We start from the raw sequence: 16,660 nt of genomic DNA on the forward strand, positions 1-16,660 counted from the left end.
GCGTTCTGACGCTAACTAGCAAGGCATAGCGGCGTTCTTGCGCGCATAGCACCACCAGGTGATCGCGATGCAGCTGACATAAAAGCCGATGAAGCACCACAGGGCCGCGTCGGGGCTGCCCGTCAGCGCGATCGAGGTGCCGTAGCTTTTCGGGATGAAGAAGGCGCCATACGCGGCCACGGCCGAGGTGAAGCCCAGGACGGCGGCGCCTTCCTTGTTGGCGTCGACGATGGCTTGCTCCTGCACCGCCTTGCCCTTGCCGGCGGCAGCGCGCTGGTGTTCCGTCAAAAAGATCACGGGGATCATGCGGAAGGTCGACGCATTGCCGACGCCCGTGCCGGCAAACAGCAGCATGAACATCCAGAAGAAGCCATTGAAACTGCCACCCACTCCGCCTTGCGGCATGAAGTACAGCACGCCCAGCACGGCGGCTATCATCAGCAGGAAGGACCACAGGGTGACGCGGGCGCCGCCCAGTTTGTCAGAAATCACGCCGCCGGCCACGCGCGCCAGCGCACCGACCAAGGGGCCGAGGAAGGCGTAATCGAGCGGATTCACATCGGGGAACTGGATCTTGATCAGCAGCGGAAACGCGGCCGAATAACCGATGAAGGAGCCGAAGGTGCCCGTGTACAGCCAGCACATGAGCCAGTTGTGCTTGCGCTTGAAGATCACGGCCTGTTCGGAAAACGAGGCCTTGGCCGACGCCAGGTCATTCATGCCGAACCAGGCCAGCAAGGTGGACAGCGCGATGAACGGCACCCAGATGAAGCCCGCGTTTTGCAGCCACATGTCCTTGCTCACGCCATTTTTCACCCAGGTGAGCGAATCGCCGCCCCAGGCGCCGAAGACGGCAAACGTGATCACCAGCGGCACGACGAACTGCACCACCGATACGCCCAGGTTGCCCAGGCCCGCATTCATGCCCAGCGCGAAGCCCTTGCTCGCCTTTGGATAGAAAAAGCTGATGTTGGCCATCGACGAGGCGAAATTGCCGCCGCCGAAGCCGCACAGCAGCGCCAGGATCAGCATGGTCGGATAGCCCGTGTTCACATCCTGCACGGCCAGGCCGATGCCGATGGCGGGAATCAGCAGCGAGCCCGTGGAAATGGCCGTCCAGCGGCGCCCGCCGAAGATCGGCACCATGAATGAATAAAAGATGCGCAAGGTGGCGCCGGACAGTCCCGGCAAGGCCGTCAACCAGAACAGCTGGTTGTTACTGTAAGTAAAACCGATGTTGGGCAGATTGACCACCACCACGCTCCACACCATCCACACGGCGAATGCCAGCAGCAGCGCGGGAATCGATATCCACAGATTGCGCGCGGCCGTGGCCTTGCCCGTGTTTTGCCAGAAGCTCGGGGTTTCCGGCTCCCAGGTATTGATCATGTAGCGGCTCATGCTTTAACTCCTGCAGGTTGAGGGATAGTCGCCGCGCGCAGCGGCTTGAACGAGAAATACATCCAGACGAGGGAAACGCAGACGGTGCCGTACAAGAGCATGAAGGAGCTCGAACGCACGCCCGTGAAGTCCACCAGGGCGCCGAACATCACGGGCAGGATGAAGCCGCCCAGGCCGCCGGCCAGGCCCACCACGCCCGAGACGGCGCCGATGTTGTCGGAAAAGTCATCGCCGATAAACTTGAAGACGGACGCCTTGCCGACCGCCATGGCGATGCCGACGATGAACAGCAGCACGGTGAACCACAGCGGCGACAGGCCGATGTGGAAGGCCAGCGGCCCCGTGACGGTTTCCACGACCATTTGCGTTTGCGGATACGACAGCAGGAAGAAGCACACCCAGCACACCCACATCACGGCCCAGGTGACTTTCGCCGCGCCGTATTTGTCGGAGATCCAGCCGCCAAACGCGCGCAGCACGCCGCCCGGCAACGAGAAGCAGGCGGCCAGCAGCGCCGCGTGCTTCAAATCAAAACCGTATTCGGCCACGTAGTATTTCGTCATCCACAGCGCCAGCGCCACGTAGCCGCCGAACACCACCGAGTAGTACTGGCAATAGCGCCACACGCGCGGGTCCTTCAGCACCTTCATTTGCGCCGTAAAACTTTCGCCCGATGGCGCGAGGTGCGATTTGTCCGTATACGAAAACAGCCAGAAGATGATGGCCGTGGCCAGCATGGCGACCGCGTACACCTTGGGCAGCATCTGCCAGCCGAAGGCGGCGACGATGCCCGGCGCGACAAACTTGGTCAGCGCGGAACCGGAGTTACCGGCGCCGAAGATGCCCATCGCCAGGCCGCGGCGCTCTTTTTCATACCAGCGCGCCACGTACGGCGTACCGACGGAAAACGAGCCGCCCGCCAGGCCGACGAACATGCCCAGCACGAGGAAATGCCAGTAGGCGGTGGCGTAGGAGATCAGGTAGATCGGCACGACGCTGGCCAGCATCAGCCAGAAGAAGACGCGGCGTCCGCCGTATTTGTCCGTCCAGATGCCCAGCGGCACGCGCACGAGAGAGCCCGTCAGCACGGGCATGGCGGCCAGCAGGCCGAATTGTGTTTCAGTCAAGCCCAGGCTGGTCTTGATGGGGATGCCGAGCACGGCAAACATCATCCAGACTGCAAAGCAGATGGTGAAGGCGAAGGTGCTGCTGATCAGCACGGACGCCTGCTTGCGCCGCATGCCGGGTTCGACTGCCTTGTTACTACTGTTGTTCTTAGTGCCATCTAGGGTAGCCACGATGTTTCTCCATGAATGCACTGGCCGTCTGGCCAGCCGTCCCGACCAGCTTACGTGCCAGAGTCGAAAGGCACTATCGGTCACAGGGTGATTCTGGAAAGGCAATCTGGATAGCCGTATCGGCAAAAGTGACTAGATGGCGCGGTATGAGCCTAGGCTGGATGGCGGGTGTTTTACAAACGGACGCATTTTTGGCACACTCGGCGCCTGGAGAAAAGGAGCGGCATGCAGAACAGAACGGAAGCAGATGAAATCATCACGCGCACGGCGCTGCCGGGCGATGTGGCAGCCATGCTGGCCTGCGACGCGTACGCGCAGGCGCACGCCAGCCGGGGCGACGCCATGCGCGCCGCCGTCGGCAAGGGGCACTGCCAGGTGGCCATCCGCGCTGGCCAGGTGGCCGGCTATGTCCTCACGCACGACGACTTCTTTGGCTGCGGATTTGTCTCGCTGGTGGTGGTCGCTGCCGGCCAGCAGCGCTGCGGCGTGGGATTGCGCCTGCTGGCAGCCGCCGCAGACGCGTGCCGGACAGGGAAAATTTTCACGTCGACGAACCAGTCCAACCTGGCCGCGCAACAGCTGTTCGCCAGCGCGGGCTTCGTGCGCAGCGGCCAGATCGACCATCTCGACGAGGGAGACCCGGAACTCGTGTATGTCAAATTCCTGTCTTAGGCCAGTCTCCTCCCGACGGTGTATGGCGCGGCGCGCCAAAGGCGGCTATGCTGGCGCCACCATCAATCAACGCCCACCACATCACGCATGGACTATCTGAGCCTCAAGCATTTCCACATGGGCTGCGCCGCGGCCAGCGGCTTTCTTTTCCTCTTGCGCGGCGCCTGGATGCTGCGCGCCTCGCCCGCCTTGCAGCAGCGCTGGGTAAAAATCCTGCCGCACCTGGTCGACACGGCCCTGCTGGCCAGCGCCATCACCCTGGCCGTGTGGAGCGGCCAGTCGCCGGGCAGCCAGCCCTGGCTGGCCGCCAAGCTGTGCGCACTGGTGGCCTACATCGTGCTGGGCACCATCGCGCTGAAACGGGGCAAGACGCCGGCCGTGCGCGGCGCCGCCTTCGCGCTCGCCGTGCTGGTCTTCGCCTACATCGTCGCCGTAGCCGTGACCAAACAGGCCTGGCCGCTCTGATGCAGCAAAAAATGTAGCGCAGGGTCGCGCCTGCAGTACAGAGTGACGCGTGCGCGGCGCGACCTGCAGGTGCTTATTTGGCGCGGTTTCTTTCCTGAATTTCCTTGCCAAGGGCGTCCTGTAGCCACCATTCACGCACCTCGAGCGCCTTGTTCTCGATGCTGGCATTGGCCAGCAAGGGATTTTTCTTCAGGTATGCGATATCTTCCTCGAAATTGTCGTATATCGAAGCCACTTGCAGGAAACGGTTGGCATCCAGACGTCCCAGGTAGGTGACCTTGCCAGCAACGACGTCAAACTCGATCGGCTTCGGCGACGATTCGGAGTACCTGGACCTGAATCCATAGTCAAGCAGCCAGATGATGACGCTGTAGCGTCCCGGCGTCAGCTGCAGCGCAAAGGTGCTGCCCTTGCCCGTAGGCACTTTTGGCAAGACATTCTGCAAGGCTACCTGGCCGGCGGGAGCATGGCTGGATAACCACAGACTTTTGCCCTCGAGGGCGGCAGGGTCGCTGCTGACGATGCCGAACCTGGCGCCATGCGCCTCGAAGACGGAGCTCTCGAACACGGTGCCGACGACAACGCCCTTGGCAAGGTCGGGTGTCCTGTAGGTAAACGCAGGCGCGCTATTGCGGCCGGTGACGCAGGCCGACAACAGCGCCGGCAGCAAGACGGCGCACGCCAGCGCGCGCAGCATGGTGGTTCGGACAAACATGGATGATCCTGAATAAAATGAAAAATGGGTCACAAGTGATGGGCAAAGGGCAAAGGACGGCAAGCGCGCCTGTGCCTGCATGAGTCCAGATAAATATTGCTAATTGGAAATATTTTCAGTGTATCCGCCTGGCACGAAAATGTCTAGTTGACAAGTAGCCAAAGGACGCCATACGACTTCTGCGGAACGCGGCAAGCTGCACGGTAATGATAGTATTGGCAACTTCATCGACAAGGCAGCCACCGTGGCCGTGCCGCTCCCCTGAAAGGCAACCATGCTCTTATCTGAACTATTGACCAAGCTGACCTGCGGCGACCTGGAAGGCGAGGAACTCGACGACGCCGTCGCCGCCATCACCGAAGCTCCCTCCGCGCCGCGCGACGAGTGGATCGACAGCGATGCGCAAGCCTATGCGGTGGAAATGCTCTCGCAGCTGGCCGGCCATATGGCGTCGAGCGACAAGCTCGATGAACTGCACGAACAGATACAGGACATGTTCGACGAATTCCCCGACTTCCCGATCGCGCTGCTCAAGGACAGCGGCGGTAGCGCGCTGCCCTATTTCGAGTGGCTGGACACGGAACTGGCGCAGCGCGCCGTGGACGAAGGCGGCTATGACCTGATCCAGATCGACGGCAATGGCACCGATGAAATGGATGCGCTGGTCGTGTACCGGCGCGATACAAACGACATCATCCAGGCGGCGGCATTGATGGGCGTGACGATAGACCGGCCGCTCACCTACTATCGCGGCATCGAGGCGATGGTGGGCAAGCGGCCGGGCTAAGGGCCGGCTAAGGCTGGTGCAGATTATCCTTCGGCGCGCGCTCGAAGCCGGGCACGGCATCGAGCATCAGCCACGGCGCGCCACCGTCAGGCACCACCTCGCCGGGCGCGCCAAATGCCAGCACGCCGTCGCGCCACGTCACCCGCACGGGGTGCGCCGAGGCCTGCGCCGGATTCTCCTCCCGCCAGCCGCCGTCGCGCCAGCGCCAGGCCTGAACGGCGGCGATCCGCGCGCCGCGCAGCCGCAGGTCGACGGCGCGCGGCGCGCCAAGCAAGGCCTCCGCCTGCGCCGCGTCAACATGGCGCACGGCATCGGGCACGCTGCCGCCACTTTTCACCTGCGCCAGCAAGGCATCGATTTCCTGCGGTGTGCGCGCCGCGGCCCAGGCCAGCAAGGCCAGCGGCGCGTAATCCTTCAGCCAGCCGTTCGCCACGGCCTCCGGCGCCGCCCCCACGGGAATCGCGCTGGCGGCCAGCGACTGCGTGGCGGCGTCGGCGCCGCGCATCAGCAAGGCGGACAAGGCGGGCACGCCGCCCGCGTCGCCGGCGCACAGCAGGCCGATGGCGCCTCCCAGTCCCTGCGTCAGCCATAGCGCACCATCGGCGCCGCGCAAGCCCGTTTGCGCGATGAAATGCTGGCGCGCCATGGCGGCGGCGATGTCGGCGCGGCGCAGCGCGCGTCCCGTGCCCGCTTGCGCCACATCCCAGCCCGGTCCTTCCGGCAGCAACAGGCGGCCATCAACCAGCGCCGTGTTACCCATGCCGCGCGGCATCTGCAGCACCTCCCGCACGGCGGGCGCCTGGCCAAGGCGGCGCGCCACGCAGCGGCGCATGTCCGCCACATCAGCGCCCACGGCCTGCGCGGTGGCCGCCCTGCCCGCATCGTGGAACAGCACCAGTCCTGCCACCTGCGACGGCTGCGCCTGCGGCGTCCACCAGGCGGCGAAATCGAGCGCGCCAGCGGCAACCCCGCGCTGCGTGGCGATGCTGGCGCCGTCCTGGCGCCGCACCGTCCAGCGCCATGCGCCAGCGGAAGCCGGTGCGGGAGCGATTCCCGTGGCCGCCACGGCGGCGGCAGGCGGCAAGGCAGGCCATTGCGCCGGCAAGTCCAGCGCGATACGGTCGTTCGGCGCGCGCACGATGCGTTCGCGGTCCAGGCCCAGGCGCGGCGCCAGGTCGGCCGCCCGTGCCCACACGCCACCGGCCAGCATCCACGGCGGCGCGCCTTTCGCATCCCAGCCACGCGCCGCGACCTGCCAGCGCAGCAGCAGCTCGCAGCCCGGCGCCGCGCATGCGGGCAGCGACAACTCGGCATGCTCGCCATCCTCGCGCAGCGGCACGGGTTTGCCACCCACCGAAGCCTGCAAGCCATGCAAGCCGCGCGGCAGCTCCAGCTGCAGCACGCCATGTTGCGCCACCACGCCATGCAGACGCCATTCGCCGCGCACCGTGGCGTCGGCCGGCGACAGGTCGATGGCCAGGTCGCCGCCCGTGGCGCTGAACGGGGCCGCCTGCGCCAGCCAGCGGCGCTCCCAGGCCGCAGCGTCAGCCAGTTCGCCATCGAGCGAGCGGTAGCCGCCCTGCTCCACCAGCCGCAGGTGCTGCCATGGCCCCAGCACGGCCAGCGCCAGGACGGCGGCCAGCCCGGCCAGCCCGACAGGCCCCATCAGGCGGGCACGCGCCTGGCGCAGCGCCACACGCCAGCGCCCGTCCGTGCCGCGCGGCGCGGCCAGTCCCGCCAGCGCCAGCATCAGCACGGCGCAGGCCAGCTTCCAGGCGTCGCCCGCCAGCAGGCGTTCCGTCCACGGCGCCCAGCCCGTCAGGCCCGACATCAGCACATGCGCGGGGATCGCCACCTCGGCCGGCGGATACGCCACCAGTTCCAGCTCGTGGTTGACGATGAAGATGAACGCCACCAGCATCGAGGACGCATACGCCAGTCCCGCAGGCCGGATCAGCGCATGCATCAGCACCATCATGGCGGCCATTTCCAGCAGCGCCGGCAGCATCACCGCCAGCTGGTACGTGAGCGGCAGCAGCGGATCGACGCCGCCGGGCGCCGACAGCAGCACCACCAGCACGCCGGAGACGCCGGGCACCAGCGCAAAGACGGCCGTCATGGCAAAGACGGCGGCGGCGCGTCCCGCCAGGCGCACGCCATCGGGTGCGGGAGCGGCATCGAGCATTTCGCCGAAGCCTTCCACGCCGTCGCGGCGCACGATCAGGCCCGCCGCGCCGGCGACCACGAAGGCGACCAGCAGGTACATCATCTTGAGCATCAATGGCGCCAGCAATTCCGCGCGCGGCACCAGCGGGCCATCCGCGTGGCCCACCACGTGCGCATATGCGCCAGCGACGCCAATCAGCACCAGGCCGCCGGCGGCCAGCCACAAGCCCTTGCGCGCCAGCGCCTGGCGGCACTGCCAGCACGACTCGGCCCAGGCTGCCAGCAGCCAGCGCGTGGGCGCTGCGGCCGCCGGCACCGCCACGGGCGCGGCGGCGCTGGCCACACGCGCCGCAACACGCCTCTGGCGCGCCGGCTGCTCCAGCACCAGCTGTTCGCGCCGCGCGCGCAGCACGGTCCAGCCTAGCCACAGCAGCGGCAAGCCGCACCACAGCAGGCGGTTCAGTACCAGCGCCGGCGTGAGGGCAAGCAAGGCCGTCGATTTTTCATGCGGCGTCCAGTTCAGGGCCTGGCTTTCCGCCTCGGCGAAACCGGTGGGGTCCAGCAAGGTGGACCAGAACGGGTCCATGTGCGCGTCCTTCAGCACGATCATGGCAAACATCCAGCACATCATCAGGGCGGCGGCGGCCGCGAACGGGCCGGCCAGGCTGCGCGTACGCAGGCCGGCGATCAGGTACAGCGCGCCGCAGCCCAGCGAGCCGGGCACGACGAACACCAGCCAGGCCCAGGCCAGCGCGGCCCAGGGCGTGGGTCCCACCGAGCCGGCCGGCACGATGCCCAGCCACTCCAGCACGGGCGCCATGAGGAAACCCAGCACCTGCGAGGAACCGAGCAGCATGGCGACGGCGGCGGCGCCGAGGAAGCGTCCCAGCAGCAGCGCGCGCAGCGACACGGGCGCCGCCATCACCAGTTCCTGCAATTGCGCCTGGCGGTCGCGCATCACGGGCTGGGCAAACACCCAGGCCCAGGCGAACAGCAGGAAGAAGGCGTCGCCAGAGGTCATCATGTAGACCAGGCTGGGCGCGTTGCGGGGGATATCGGCGGCGCCCATCTGGCGCAGATAGCCCGCGTGGCTGAGCACCATCAGCAGGTAGGCCGTCAAGCCGATGAAGATCAGGGCGATGACGCCGCTGCGCAGGCCGAAGGCAAACTCGCTGCCCGCCTCGCGCCATGCCAGCTGCCAGGCGCCCAGGGCTGAGTGGCTGGCTGGCCGGGCGGCGGCACCGCGCGCCGCAGCCGCTTGCGCGACGGCGCTCATGCCGTTTCCTCCAGGCCCAGGCTGCCCAGGGCCAGGTGGTACACATCTTCCAGGCGCGGCACATGCGGCGCATAGCCGGCGCCAGGCATGGCGTCGGACTGCACGATGACGCGCGTGCCGTCCGGCGTGGCGTGCGCATGCAGGACAGGCGGCAGCGCTTCGCCGCGCGGCACCACGCGCTGCCACAAGCGGCCACGGTAGGCATCCGTCAGGCTGGCCGGCGTGCCCTGCGCGACGATGCGCCCGCCCGCCAGGATGGCCAGGCGCGGACACAGGTTTTCCACGTCTTCGACGATATGCGTCGACAGCAGCACCACCGCCTCGGCGGCGACATCGGCCAGCACGCGGTGAAAGCGGTTGCGCTCGGCCGGGTCCAGCCCCGCCGTCGGCTCGTCGACGATCAGCAGGCGGGGCGATCCGATCAGGGCCAGTGCGATGCCGAAGCGGCGCAGCATGCCGCCAGAATACGTCGACACGGGCCGGTGCGCCGCATCGGACAGGTTGACCCGCGCCAGCAGCATCTGCACTTCGGCGCGGCGCCGGACCTTGTCGCTGTTGCCCTTGAGCCAGGCGAAGCGTTCCAGCAGGCTGTGGCCGGATACGCCCGGATAGGCGCCGATCTGCTGCGGCAGGTAGCCGAGACGGCGGCGCAGGTGGTCGGGGTCGGCCAGCACGTCGACGCCATCGAGGTGGATGCTGCCGCGGTCGGGCGCCTGCAGGGTGGCCAGGGTGCGCATCAGGGTACTCTTGCCGGCGCCGTTCGGCCCCAGCAAGCCGTACAGGCCGGGCGGCACTTCCAGGTCGATGCCGTTCAGCGCGGGCACGCCGTTGGCATAGGTCTTGGCGAGTCCTCGAACGACGAGGCCGGGGGAAATGGACATGAAAATCCTCTCAACAGAAAGCGGGGGCTGGGCCAGCGCGGCAGGCTGCGCGCGCCGGAAACTGCCACGATATGCATTGCTGTCGATTTTTTCCGCCCGGATCGGCTGCACTTCTGCCCGGATCCGGTTAATGATTACCCGCCGCGTTTTACCTCGGCCGGATTGACGCCGAACTGCTTGCGGAAGGCGGCCGCGAAATGGCTGGCGTTGGTGTAGCCCAGGTCCGACGCCACGCGCATGACGGACAGGTGGCCGCCGCGCAGGCGGCGGCGCGCGTCGTGCATGCGCTCCTGCTGGAACAGGCCGTACACGCTGGCGCCGAACATCTGGCGAAATCCCCGTTTCAGGCGCAGCACGCTCAAACCCGTATTGCCGGCCAGTTCCGCCAGAGTGGGGGCGCGGCTCAGGTCCGCCAGCAGGCGGTCGCGCGCCTGCTGCAGCAGCTTCCAGTCCGCATGCGACGAATCGCAGGTGCACGGCGTGCCGCCGCGTCCTTCCAGGAACAGGCCCACCATCGCCAGGCCCTGCGCCTGCAGCCACAGGCGGTGGCGCGCCGGTTCGCCCAGCAGGCGCGTGCGCGCCGGATGCAGCGCCTGGCTCAAGGCATGCGCCGTGGCGTGCAGTTCGGCGCCCCGGTGGCCTTCGGCGAAGCAGCGCCCCGCGGCCAGCGCCTGGCGCAAGGACGGGTCGACCTCGTCGAGCCAGGTGCTGAAAATGTCCGGCCGCACCATCACCGTCACGCTCTCGAACGCGCCTTGCTGGCTGAAGCGGCCGCGCCGGTCCGGGCCATAGTTGATGCTGCCTTCGTTGATCCTGACGGTATGTTCGTGGCCGCCCACGCCGCCCTCGAACCAGCAGCGGCAGTTGCCCTGCAGCGGATACGTGAAGTGTATGCGGTCGCTGTCGTCGCGCAGGGCGATCTCCAGCGGCTGCTCGAAGCTGCCCTTCCAGCTCATCACCTCGATGCCGTCCTGCAGCGGTACGGTGGTCAGGCGGCAGTCGTGGTCGGGGCCGAGCCGCAGCACGGAAATGTCGGCCAGCAGCGCGGCGGCCGATATATCGGGAACGATGACGGGTGGATCAAGCAAAGCCATGGCGGGTCCTGTTGTCCCGATGCGGGCCGAAATGGCACGGATTCGGGCGGAAATATCAAATGGGAATGATTATCATCTAAATGCTGTGCTTGCACAATCGAAGAGTGCCACGCGCCGCAACGCCCTGTTTCCTCCTTCCTGATACCCAACCGTGCAAGACGCCCATACCATGATGCCTGTTCCCGTCCCGTTCCTTCCCCGCTTGCGCCGCCTGGCCTGGCTGACCGCCGCCGCACTGGCATCCTGCCCCGCCGCCCACGCCAGCGATGCGCCGCCCGCCGCCGACAGCGGCACCTTGAGCCTGCCCAGCGTCAGCGTGACGGCGCGCCGCAGCAACGAACTGGCAAAAGACTTGCCCTTCAGCGTCAGCGTGATCGGCGGCGACACGGTGGAGCAGCGGCGTCTGCTCAACCTGGACGACGCGCTGCGCACCCTGCCCGGCGTCGACATCAACTCCTGGGGCGGCTTCAACGACGCCAACGTGCGCATCCGCGGCGTCGGCTCGCTGTACCAGGTCAGCGCCGAAGACAGTTCCGTGGTCATGAGCGTGGACGGCGTGCCCCTGTCCAGCCGTGGCGCCTCGCTGGCCACCATGGATATCGAACGCATCGAAGTGCTGAAAGGCCCGCAAGGCACCTTGTTCGGCCGTAACAGCGAAGCGGGCGCCATCAACATCACCACGCGCCGCCCCGGCCGCACGCCGGAAGGCCTGCTGCGTGGCGAGATGGGCCAGGACGGCCAGTACCTGACGGAAGCGGCCGTGGGCGGCCCCCTGTCGGCCAGCGTCAGCGCACGCGTGGCGCTGCGCGGCGCCGGCGCCGACAGCCAGGTGATCAACGTGCAGGATGGCCGGCCCGTGCTGAAGGCGCGCGACGCGGGCGCGCGCCTCAGCGTGCTGTGGCAGCCGGCGAGCGCCACCTCGCTGCTGCTCGTCGCGGAACGCCAGCGCCAGCGCGGCAAGGTCGGCATGATGCTGCTGCGTCCCTACGCCGAGCCGCCCACGATCGACCTGGCGCCGGGCGGCTTTTATGCCCACAACACGGTGACGCGCCACTCGGTGGAGATCAATCACGATCTGGCCGCCAGCCGCCTCACTTCTCTCACCTCCTATGTGCGCAGCGACATGGACCAGCGCAGCGGCGCCGACCTGCGCATGGCGCGCGAGGTCTATGGCCTGCCCATGGAGTATTTCAAGACCGACCGCGCCAGCGATGACCTGATCCAGCAAGACCTGCGCTGGTCGTCCCTGCCCGGCGCACGCGTATTCTGGGTGGCCGGCGCCAACCTGCTCAAATCCCTGCGCGGCGCGGACATGCATGACGAAGTAAGCGGCAGCCTGGCGCTGCGCCGTTTCGACACGCGCGCCAACGCCGTGTATGGCGAGGCGACCTATCCACTGGCGGCGGCGCTGAAACTGACGGCAGGCCTGCGCCATGCGTACGAACGCAAGTCGTATGCGGCCACCTTCAGCGGCGCCGGGCCGGCCGGCAGCGATGCGCGCAGCCTGCGCGACAGCTACAGCACAGGCAGGGTCGCGCTGTCGTGGGCGGCCACGCCGTCAACCAATCTGTATGCGGTGGCCGCGCGCGGCTACAAGAGCGGCGGCTTCAACGACAGCAGCAGCAACGTCGCCGACGGCACGCCGTACAAGGCGGCCAGCGCGCATACCCTGGAACTGGGCTTCAAGATGGAGGACGCGGCGCGCCGCCTGGCCCTGAACGGCGCCATTTTCAGCAACCAGGTGCGCGACGACCACATGATGGGCTACGACTACGCCACTTTCGCCACCACCGCCTTGAATACGGACACGCGCAGCCGCGGCGCGGAACTCGAGGGCGTGTGGCGCATTGCGCGCGCCTGGACCGTCACGGGCGGCGTCAACTTCACCGATGGCGAAATCACGCGCGGCGTGGCCGGGGTCTCGGGCGGCGATGTGAGCGCCGGCAACCGCCTGCCCGATATCGCGCGCTGGAGCGGCGCCCTGTCGCTGGCGCACCGTCTGCCGCTGGCATCGTTTTGGGGCCTGGCCGCGCCCAGCGTGCGCACCCTGCTGTCCTACCGCTACACGGGACGCCGCGCCAACGATCCGCAAAACCATTTTGAACTGGGCAGCTACCAGAAACTCGACCTGCGGGTCAGCCTGGCGGCCGGCAATGGCGAAGTGTATGTCTGGGCCGACAACCTGCTGGACCGCCGCCACGAACTGTATGGCTATTACTTCACCCCCACCGCCAGCGCCGGCATGCCCGCGCGCGGGCGCAGCATCGGCGCCGGCGCCAGCTGGCATTTTTAAGGAGCGCGCATGCCTGACCATGGCAACAACAAGACGGGCGGCGATACGCCCTGGGCCATCATGCGCCCCGTGCGGGGGCAGGTGCGGCTGGCCATGCTGCTGTCGGCCTGCGGCGCCGTGCTGGGCATGGCGGCCCTGGCGCAACTGGCGTGGCTGGCCGACAGCCTGCTGCGCGCGCCGCACGCCTGGCCATGGCGCCTCATGCTGGGCGCGGCCGCCTGCACGGTAGCCGCGTACGTGCTGCGCCTGACGGCGTTCCAGCAATCGCACTTCGCCGCGTTTCGCCTGGAAACCGTGCTGCGCACGGAACTGAGCGCACACCTGGCGCGCGTGCCGCTGGGCCAGGTGCAGCAACTGGGCGCGGGCGCGCTGGCCAAGGTGCTGCAGGACGACGTCAAGGAACTGCATATTTTTATTGCCGACAGCACGCCCCTGTTTGCGCGTGCCTATGCCCTGCCCCCGCTGACCTGCATCGTGCTGCTGTGGCTGGACTGGCGCCTGGCACTGGCCGCCGGCGCCGTGCTGCTGGGCGGCTTCGGCGTGCTGTCGCTGGCCATGCGCGGCCACGGCGACATGACGCGCCAGTACAATGCGGCGCGCGAGCGGGTCAGCGCCGCCGTGATCGAATTCGTGCAGGCCATGCCCGTCGTGCGCAGCTTCGACACGGGCCGCAGCAGCTTTGGCCGCTACCAGGCGGCGCTCGATACCTACCTGGAAGTGCTGACGCGCTGGTACCGCGGCGCGGGGTTCAGCGCGCGCTTCTCGATGGCCGTGCTCAATCCCATGCCGACCCTGGCGCTGCTGCTGTGGCTGGGCGCCTGGCTGAGTTGGCACGACAGCCTGTCCTTCGGCGCCTGGCTGGCGGTGCTGCTGCTGGGCACGGGCATGGCCGAAGCCATGCTGCCGCTGATGCTGCTAAATCACATGGTGGAGAAATCGCGGCTCAGCATCGCCCGCATCGTGCAGCTGCTGCGCCTGCCCGCCCTGCCCATGCCAGTGCACAGCCAGAGGCCCGCCGACGCCAGCGTGGTCTTCGAGAACGTCGATTTCAGCTATGCAAGCGGGGACGAGCCGGCCTTGCGCAACATCAGTTTCCACGCCCCGGCCGGCAGCATCACGGCGCTGGTGGGTCCGTCGGGCGCAGGCAAGAGCACGGTGGCGCGCCTGATCGGGCGCTTCTGGGACGCCGGCGCGGGACGCATCCTGGTCGGCGGCGTCGACGTGCGCGCCATGGATGCCGATACCCTGATGAGTCATGTGGGCATGGTATTCCAGGATACTTTCCTGTTTGCCGACAGCATCGCCAATAATATCCGCCTCGGTTTGCCCGCAGCCAGCCTGCAGGACGTGCAGGCTGCCGCGCGGGCGGCGCAGGCGCACGACTTCATCATGGCCCTGCCGCAGGGCTACGAAACACAGGCGGGGGAACAGGGCTTGTTCCTGTCGGGCGGCCAGCGCCAGCGCATCACCATCGCGCGCGCCATCCTGCAAGACCGGCCCATCCTCGTGCTCGACGAAGCAACCGCCTTTGCCGACCCGGAAAACGAGGCGGCGCTGGTGGCCGCGCTGTCGGCCCTGATGCGCGGCAAGACCGTGCTGATGGTGGCGCATCGCCTGTCGACCATTTGCGATGCACAGCAAATCCTCGTCTTCGAACGGGGCCAACTGGTGCAGACGGGCCGCCATGCCGGCCTGCTGGCCGAGGGCGGCGTGTATGCGCGCCTGTGGGCCAGCCATGAACAGGCGCAGCGATGGGCACTGCACGCGCATGCGCCCCTGCAGCCGCCCGGCCCCGCCACCCCACTTCAGGAGTCCCTGTTTTGAGCACACCTGCCGTCACCCCATGGCGCGACACCTACCGCCAGCTGCTGCGCAGCGCCGGTCCGCTGGCGCCGCAGCTGCGGCGCGCCCTGCACGGCCTGGCGCTGGCCGCCGCCGTGCAAGGCCTGGCCCTGGCCTGCCTGTTTCCATTTTTCCGCGCCATGCTGACGGCGCCCGCGCCGCGCACCGCCACGGCCTGGCTCGGCGCCATGACGGCGCTGATGCTGGTCTCCAGCGTGCTGCGCTGGCGCGCCCAGGGCTTCGACTATGACGGCAAGATGGCCGCCACCACGCATGCGCTGCGCACGCGCCTGGGCGCACAGCTGCGGCGCATGCCGCTGGAACTGCTGCGCACGCGGCGCGCCGGCGAAATCAACGCCACCTTGCTGGGCAACGTGGATGAGCATTTCAACTATGCGCTGAGCATCATCAATATCATCCTGCTGGCCCTGGTCACGCCGCTGGTGACGGCGCTGGCCGCGCTGGCGTTCGACTGGCGCCTGGGCTTGCTGCTCCTGCTGGTCTTCCCCGCCATCGTGCCCCTGTACCGCTGGCGCCGTCCCGCCTATGGCCGCGGCATGCGCGCGCTGGCCGCCGCGCACCAGCGCAGCGCAGCCGATATCGTCGAATACACGCAGGGACTGCCCGTGCTGCGCAGCGCCCGCAGCGTGGGCGCGCGGGCGACAACCCTGCAAGCGAGCCTGCTGCGGCTGCAACAACTGCAGACCATGGCGCAAAAAAAAGGCACCAAGCCGAATGTGGTGGTCGCCAGCGTGGTCGAACTGGGCTTGCTGCTGGTGGTGGCGGCCGGCGTCGCCTGGGTGGTGCAAGGCAGCCTGGACCTGGGCATGCTGGCCGCCGTGCTGGTGGTGGTGGTGCGCTTCGCGGAACCGCTGGCCACCTTCGTCAGCTATACGGCCATTTTCGAGCTGATCGAGGCGGCGCTGGAACGCATCGAGGCGCTGCTGGCCGTGCCGCCGCTGCCGCAATTGCAGCCCGCGCAGGCGCCCGTCGGCCACGCGGTGACGTTCGAAGGCGTGACCTTCGCCTATGCCGATGCGGGGCAGCCAGCCTTGCGCGGCTTCGGCGCGCGCCTGGCGCCGAACAGCATGACGGCGCTGGTGGGACCGTCCGGCTCCGGCAAGACCACCGTGGCGCGCCTGCTGCTGCGCCACGCCGACCCGCAGCAGGGCCGCATCGCCATCGGCGGCGCCGACCTGCGCCACCTGGGAACGGAAGCGCTGGACCGCCTGGTGGGTGTGGTCTTCCAGGAGGTATATCTGTTCGACGACAGCGTGCTGGCGAACATCCGCATGGCGCGCCCCGAGGCCAGCGACGACGAGGTGCGCGCGGCGGCCGGCAAGGCGCAGTGCATTGATTTCATCGAACGGCTGCCGCAAGGCTGGCACACTCCCCTGGGCGACAACGGCGCGCGCCTGTCGGGCGGCGAGCGCCAGCGCCTGTCGATCGCCCGCGCCCTGCTCAAGGATGCGCCCATCGTCATCCTCGACGAGCCGACGGCAGCCCTGGACACGGAAAGCGAAGTGGCGGTGCAGCGCGCCATCGACGCACTGGTGCGCGACAAGACCGTGATCGTCATTGCGCACCGCCTGTCGACCATCGCCGGCGCCGCGCAGATCCTCGTCATCGCCGACGGCCAGCTGGCGGAACAGGGCACGCATGGCGAGCTGCTGGCGCGCCATGGCAAATACCACGCCATGTGGCAGGCGCAGCAAGCCGTGAAGTCCTGGCGGCTGGCGGGGCCGCCAGCTTCCGCCTAGCACAAACGGC

12 protein-coding genes are annotated in these 16,660 nt (G+C 67.8%); 6 read left to right on the forward strand and 6 right to left on the reverse strand.

Annotation, left to right across the window (positions count from 1 at the left end):
• Positions 1 to 15: 15 nt before the first annotated feature.
• A complete protein-coding gene (locus ACPJXG_RS15320; protein WP_035818388.1) occupies positions 16 to 1,401 on the reverse strand; it encodes a NarK family nitrate/nitrite MFS transporter in 1,386 nt (461 codons plus the stop codon).
• Entirely contained in the window at positions 1,398 to 2,642 is a 1,245-nt protein-coding gene (locus ACPJXG_RS15325; RefSeq protein WP_425254754.1) for an MFS transporter, read from the reverse strand. The genes ACPJXG_RS15320 and ACPJXG_RS15325 overlap by 4 nt, the downstream gene beginning before the upstream one ends.
• 282 nt (positions 2,643 to 2,924) lie before the next feature.
• Here ACPJXG_RS15325 and ACPJXG_RS15330 point away from each other — a divergent pair, with 282 nt between their 5' ends.
• Both ACPJXG_RS15330 and ACPJXG_RS15335 read left to right on the forward strand, forming a co-directional pair.
• Positions 2,925 to 3,371 (forward strand): GNAT family N-acetyltransferase, encoded by a 447-nt coding sequence (locus tag ACPJXG_RS15330; protein WP_425251571.1) that lies wholly within the window; start codon positions 2,925 to 2,927, stop codon positions 3,369 to 3,371.
• A gap of 87 nt (positions 3,372 to 3,458) precedes the next feature.
• Positions 3,459 to 3,836 carry a SirB2 family protein gene (locus ACPJXG_RS15335; protein ID WP_289909645.1) on the forward strand — a complete coding sequence of 126 codons (378 nt, stop codon included), beginning with the start codon at positions 3,459 to 3,461 and terminating at the stop codon, positions 3,834 to 3,836.
• Between the two features lie 73 nt (positions 3,837 to 3,909).
• Here ACPJXG_RS15335 and ACPJXG_RS15340 read toward each other — a convergent pair whose 3' ends face one another.
• Positions 3,910 to 4,551 (reverse strand): hypothetical protein, encoded by a 642-nt coding sequence (locus ACPJXG_RS15340; protein ID WP_278315697.1) that lies wholly within the window; start codon positions 4,549 to 4,551, stop codon positions 3,910 to 3,912.
• A 274-nt stretch (positions 4,552 to 4,825) separates the two neighbouring features.
• Here ACPJXG_RS15340 and ACPJXG_RS15345 point away from each other — a divergent pair, with 274 nt between their 5' ends.
• Positions 4,826 to 5,338, forward strand: a complete 513-nt coding sequence (locus tag ACPJXG_RS15345) for a hypothetical protein (protein ID WP_425251572.1) — start codon at positions 4,826 to 4,828, stop codon at positions 5,336 to 5,338.
• A gap of 7 nt (positions 5,339 to 5,345) precedes the next feature.
• On the opposite strand, the gene ACPJXG_RS15350 is transcribed toward ACPJXG_RS15345, so the two are convergent.
• The 3 genes from ACPJXG_RS15350 to ACPJXG_RS15360 form a co-directional block, all read right to left on the reverse strand.
• Positions 5,346 to 8,780, reverse strand: coding sequence for a hypothetical protein (locus ACPJXG_RS15350; RefSeq protein ID WP_425251573.1), 3,435 nt, complete (start codon positions 8,778 to 8,780; stop codon positions 5,346 to 5,348).
• A complete protein-coding gene (locus ACPJXG_RS15355) occupies positions 8,777 to 9,661 on the reverse strand; it encodes an ABC transporter ATP-binding protein (RefSeq protein WP_425251574.1) in 885 nt (294 codons plus the stop codon). The genes ACPJXG_RS15350 and ACPJXG_RS15355 overlap by 4 nt, the downstream gene beginning before the upstream one ends.
• 134 nt (positions 9,662 to 9,795) lie before the next feature.
• Positions 9,796 to 10,755 carry a helix-turn-helix transcriptional regulator gene (locus ACPJXG_RS15360; RefSeq protein WP_176390324.1) on the reverse strand — a complete coding sequence of 320 codons (960 nt, stop codon included), beginning with the start codon at positions 10,753 to 10,755 and terminating at the stop codon, positions 9,796 to 9,798.
• A 169-nt stretch (positions 10,756 to 10,924) separates the two neighbouring features.
• On the opposite strand from ACPJXG_RS15360, the gene ACPJXG_RS15365 reads away from it, so the two are divergent.
• From ACPJXG_RS15365 to ACPJXG_RS15375, 3 genes are read left to right on the forward strand one after another with little or no spacing between them, the layout of a single operon-like run.
• Positions 10,925 to 13,048, forward strand: a complete 2,124-nt coding sequence (locus tag ACPJXG_RS15365; RefSeq protein ID WP_425251575.1) for a TonB-dependent receptor — start codon at positions 10,925 to 10,927, stop codon at positions 13,046 to 13,048.
• A 9-nt stretch (positions 13,049 to 13,057) separates the two neighbouring features.
• Positions 13,058 to 14,872 carry an ABC transporter ATP-binding protein gene (locus tag ACPJXG_RS15370; protein WP_425251576.1) on the forward strand — a complete coding sequence of 605 codons (1,815 nt, stop codon included), beginning with the start codon at positions 13,058 to 13,060 and terminating at the stop codon, positions 14,870 to 14,872.
• On the forward strand, positions 14,869 to 16,650 hold the full coding sequence (locus tag ACPJXG_RS15375) for an ABC transporter ATP-binding protein (protein ID WP_425251577.1): 1,782 nt from the start codon (positions 14,869 to 14,871) through the stop codon (positions 16,648 to 16,650). Before ACPJXG_RS15370 ends, ACPJXG_RS15375 begins: the two co-directional genes overlap by 4 nt.
• Positions 16,651 to 16,660 lie beyond the last annotated feature (10 nt).

The sequence above is a fragment of the Janthinobacterium sp. NFX145 genome (assembly GCF_049810325.1).
GTDB lineage: Bacteria > Pseudomonadota > Gammaproteobacteria > Burkholderiales > Burkholderiaceae_D > Janthinobacterium > Janthinobacterium rivuli.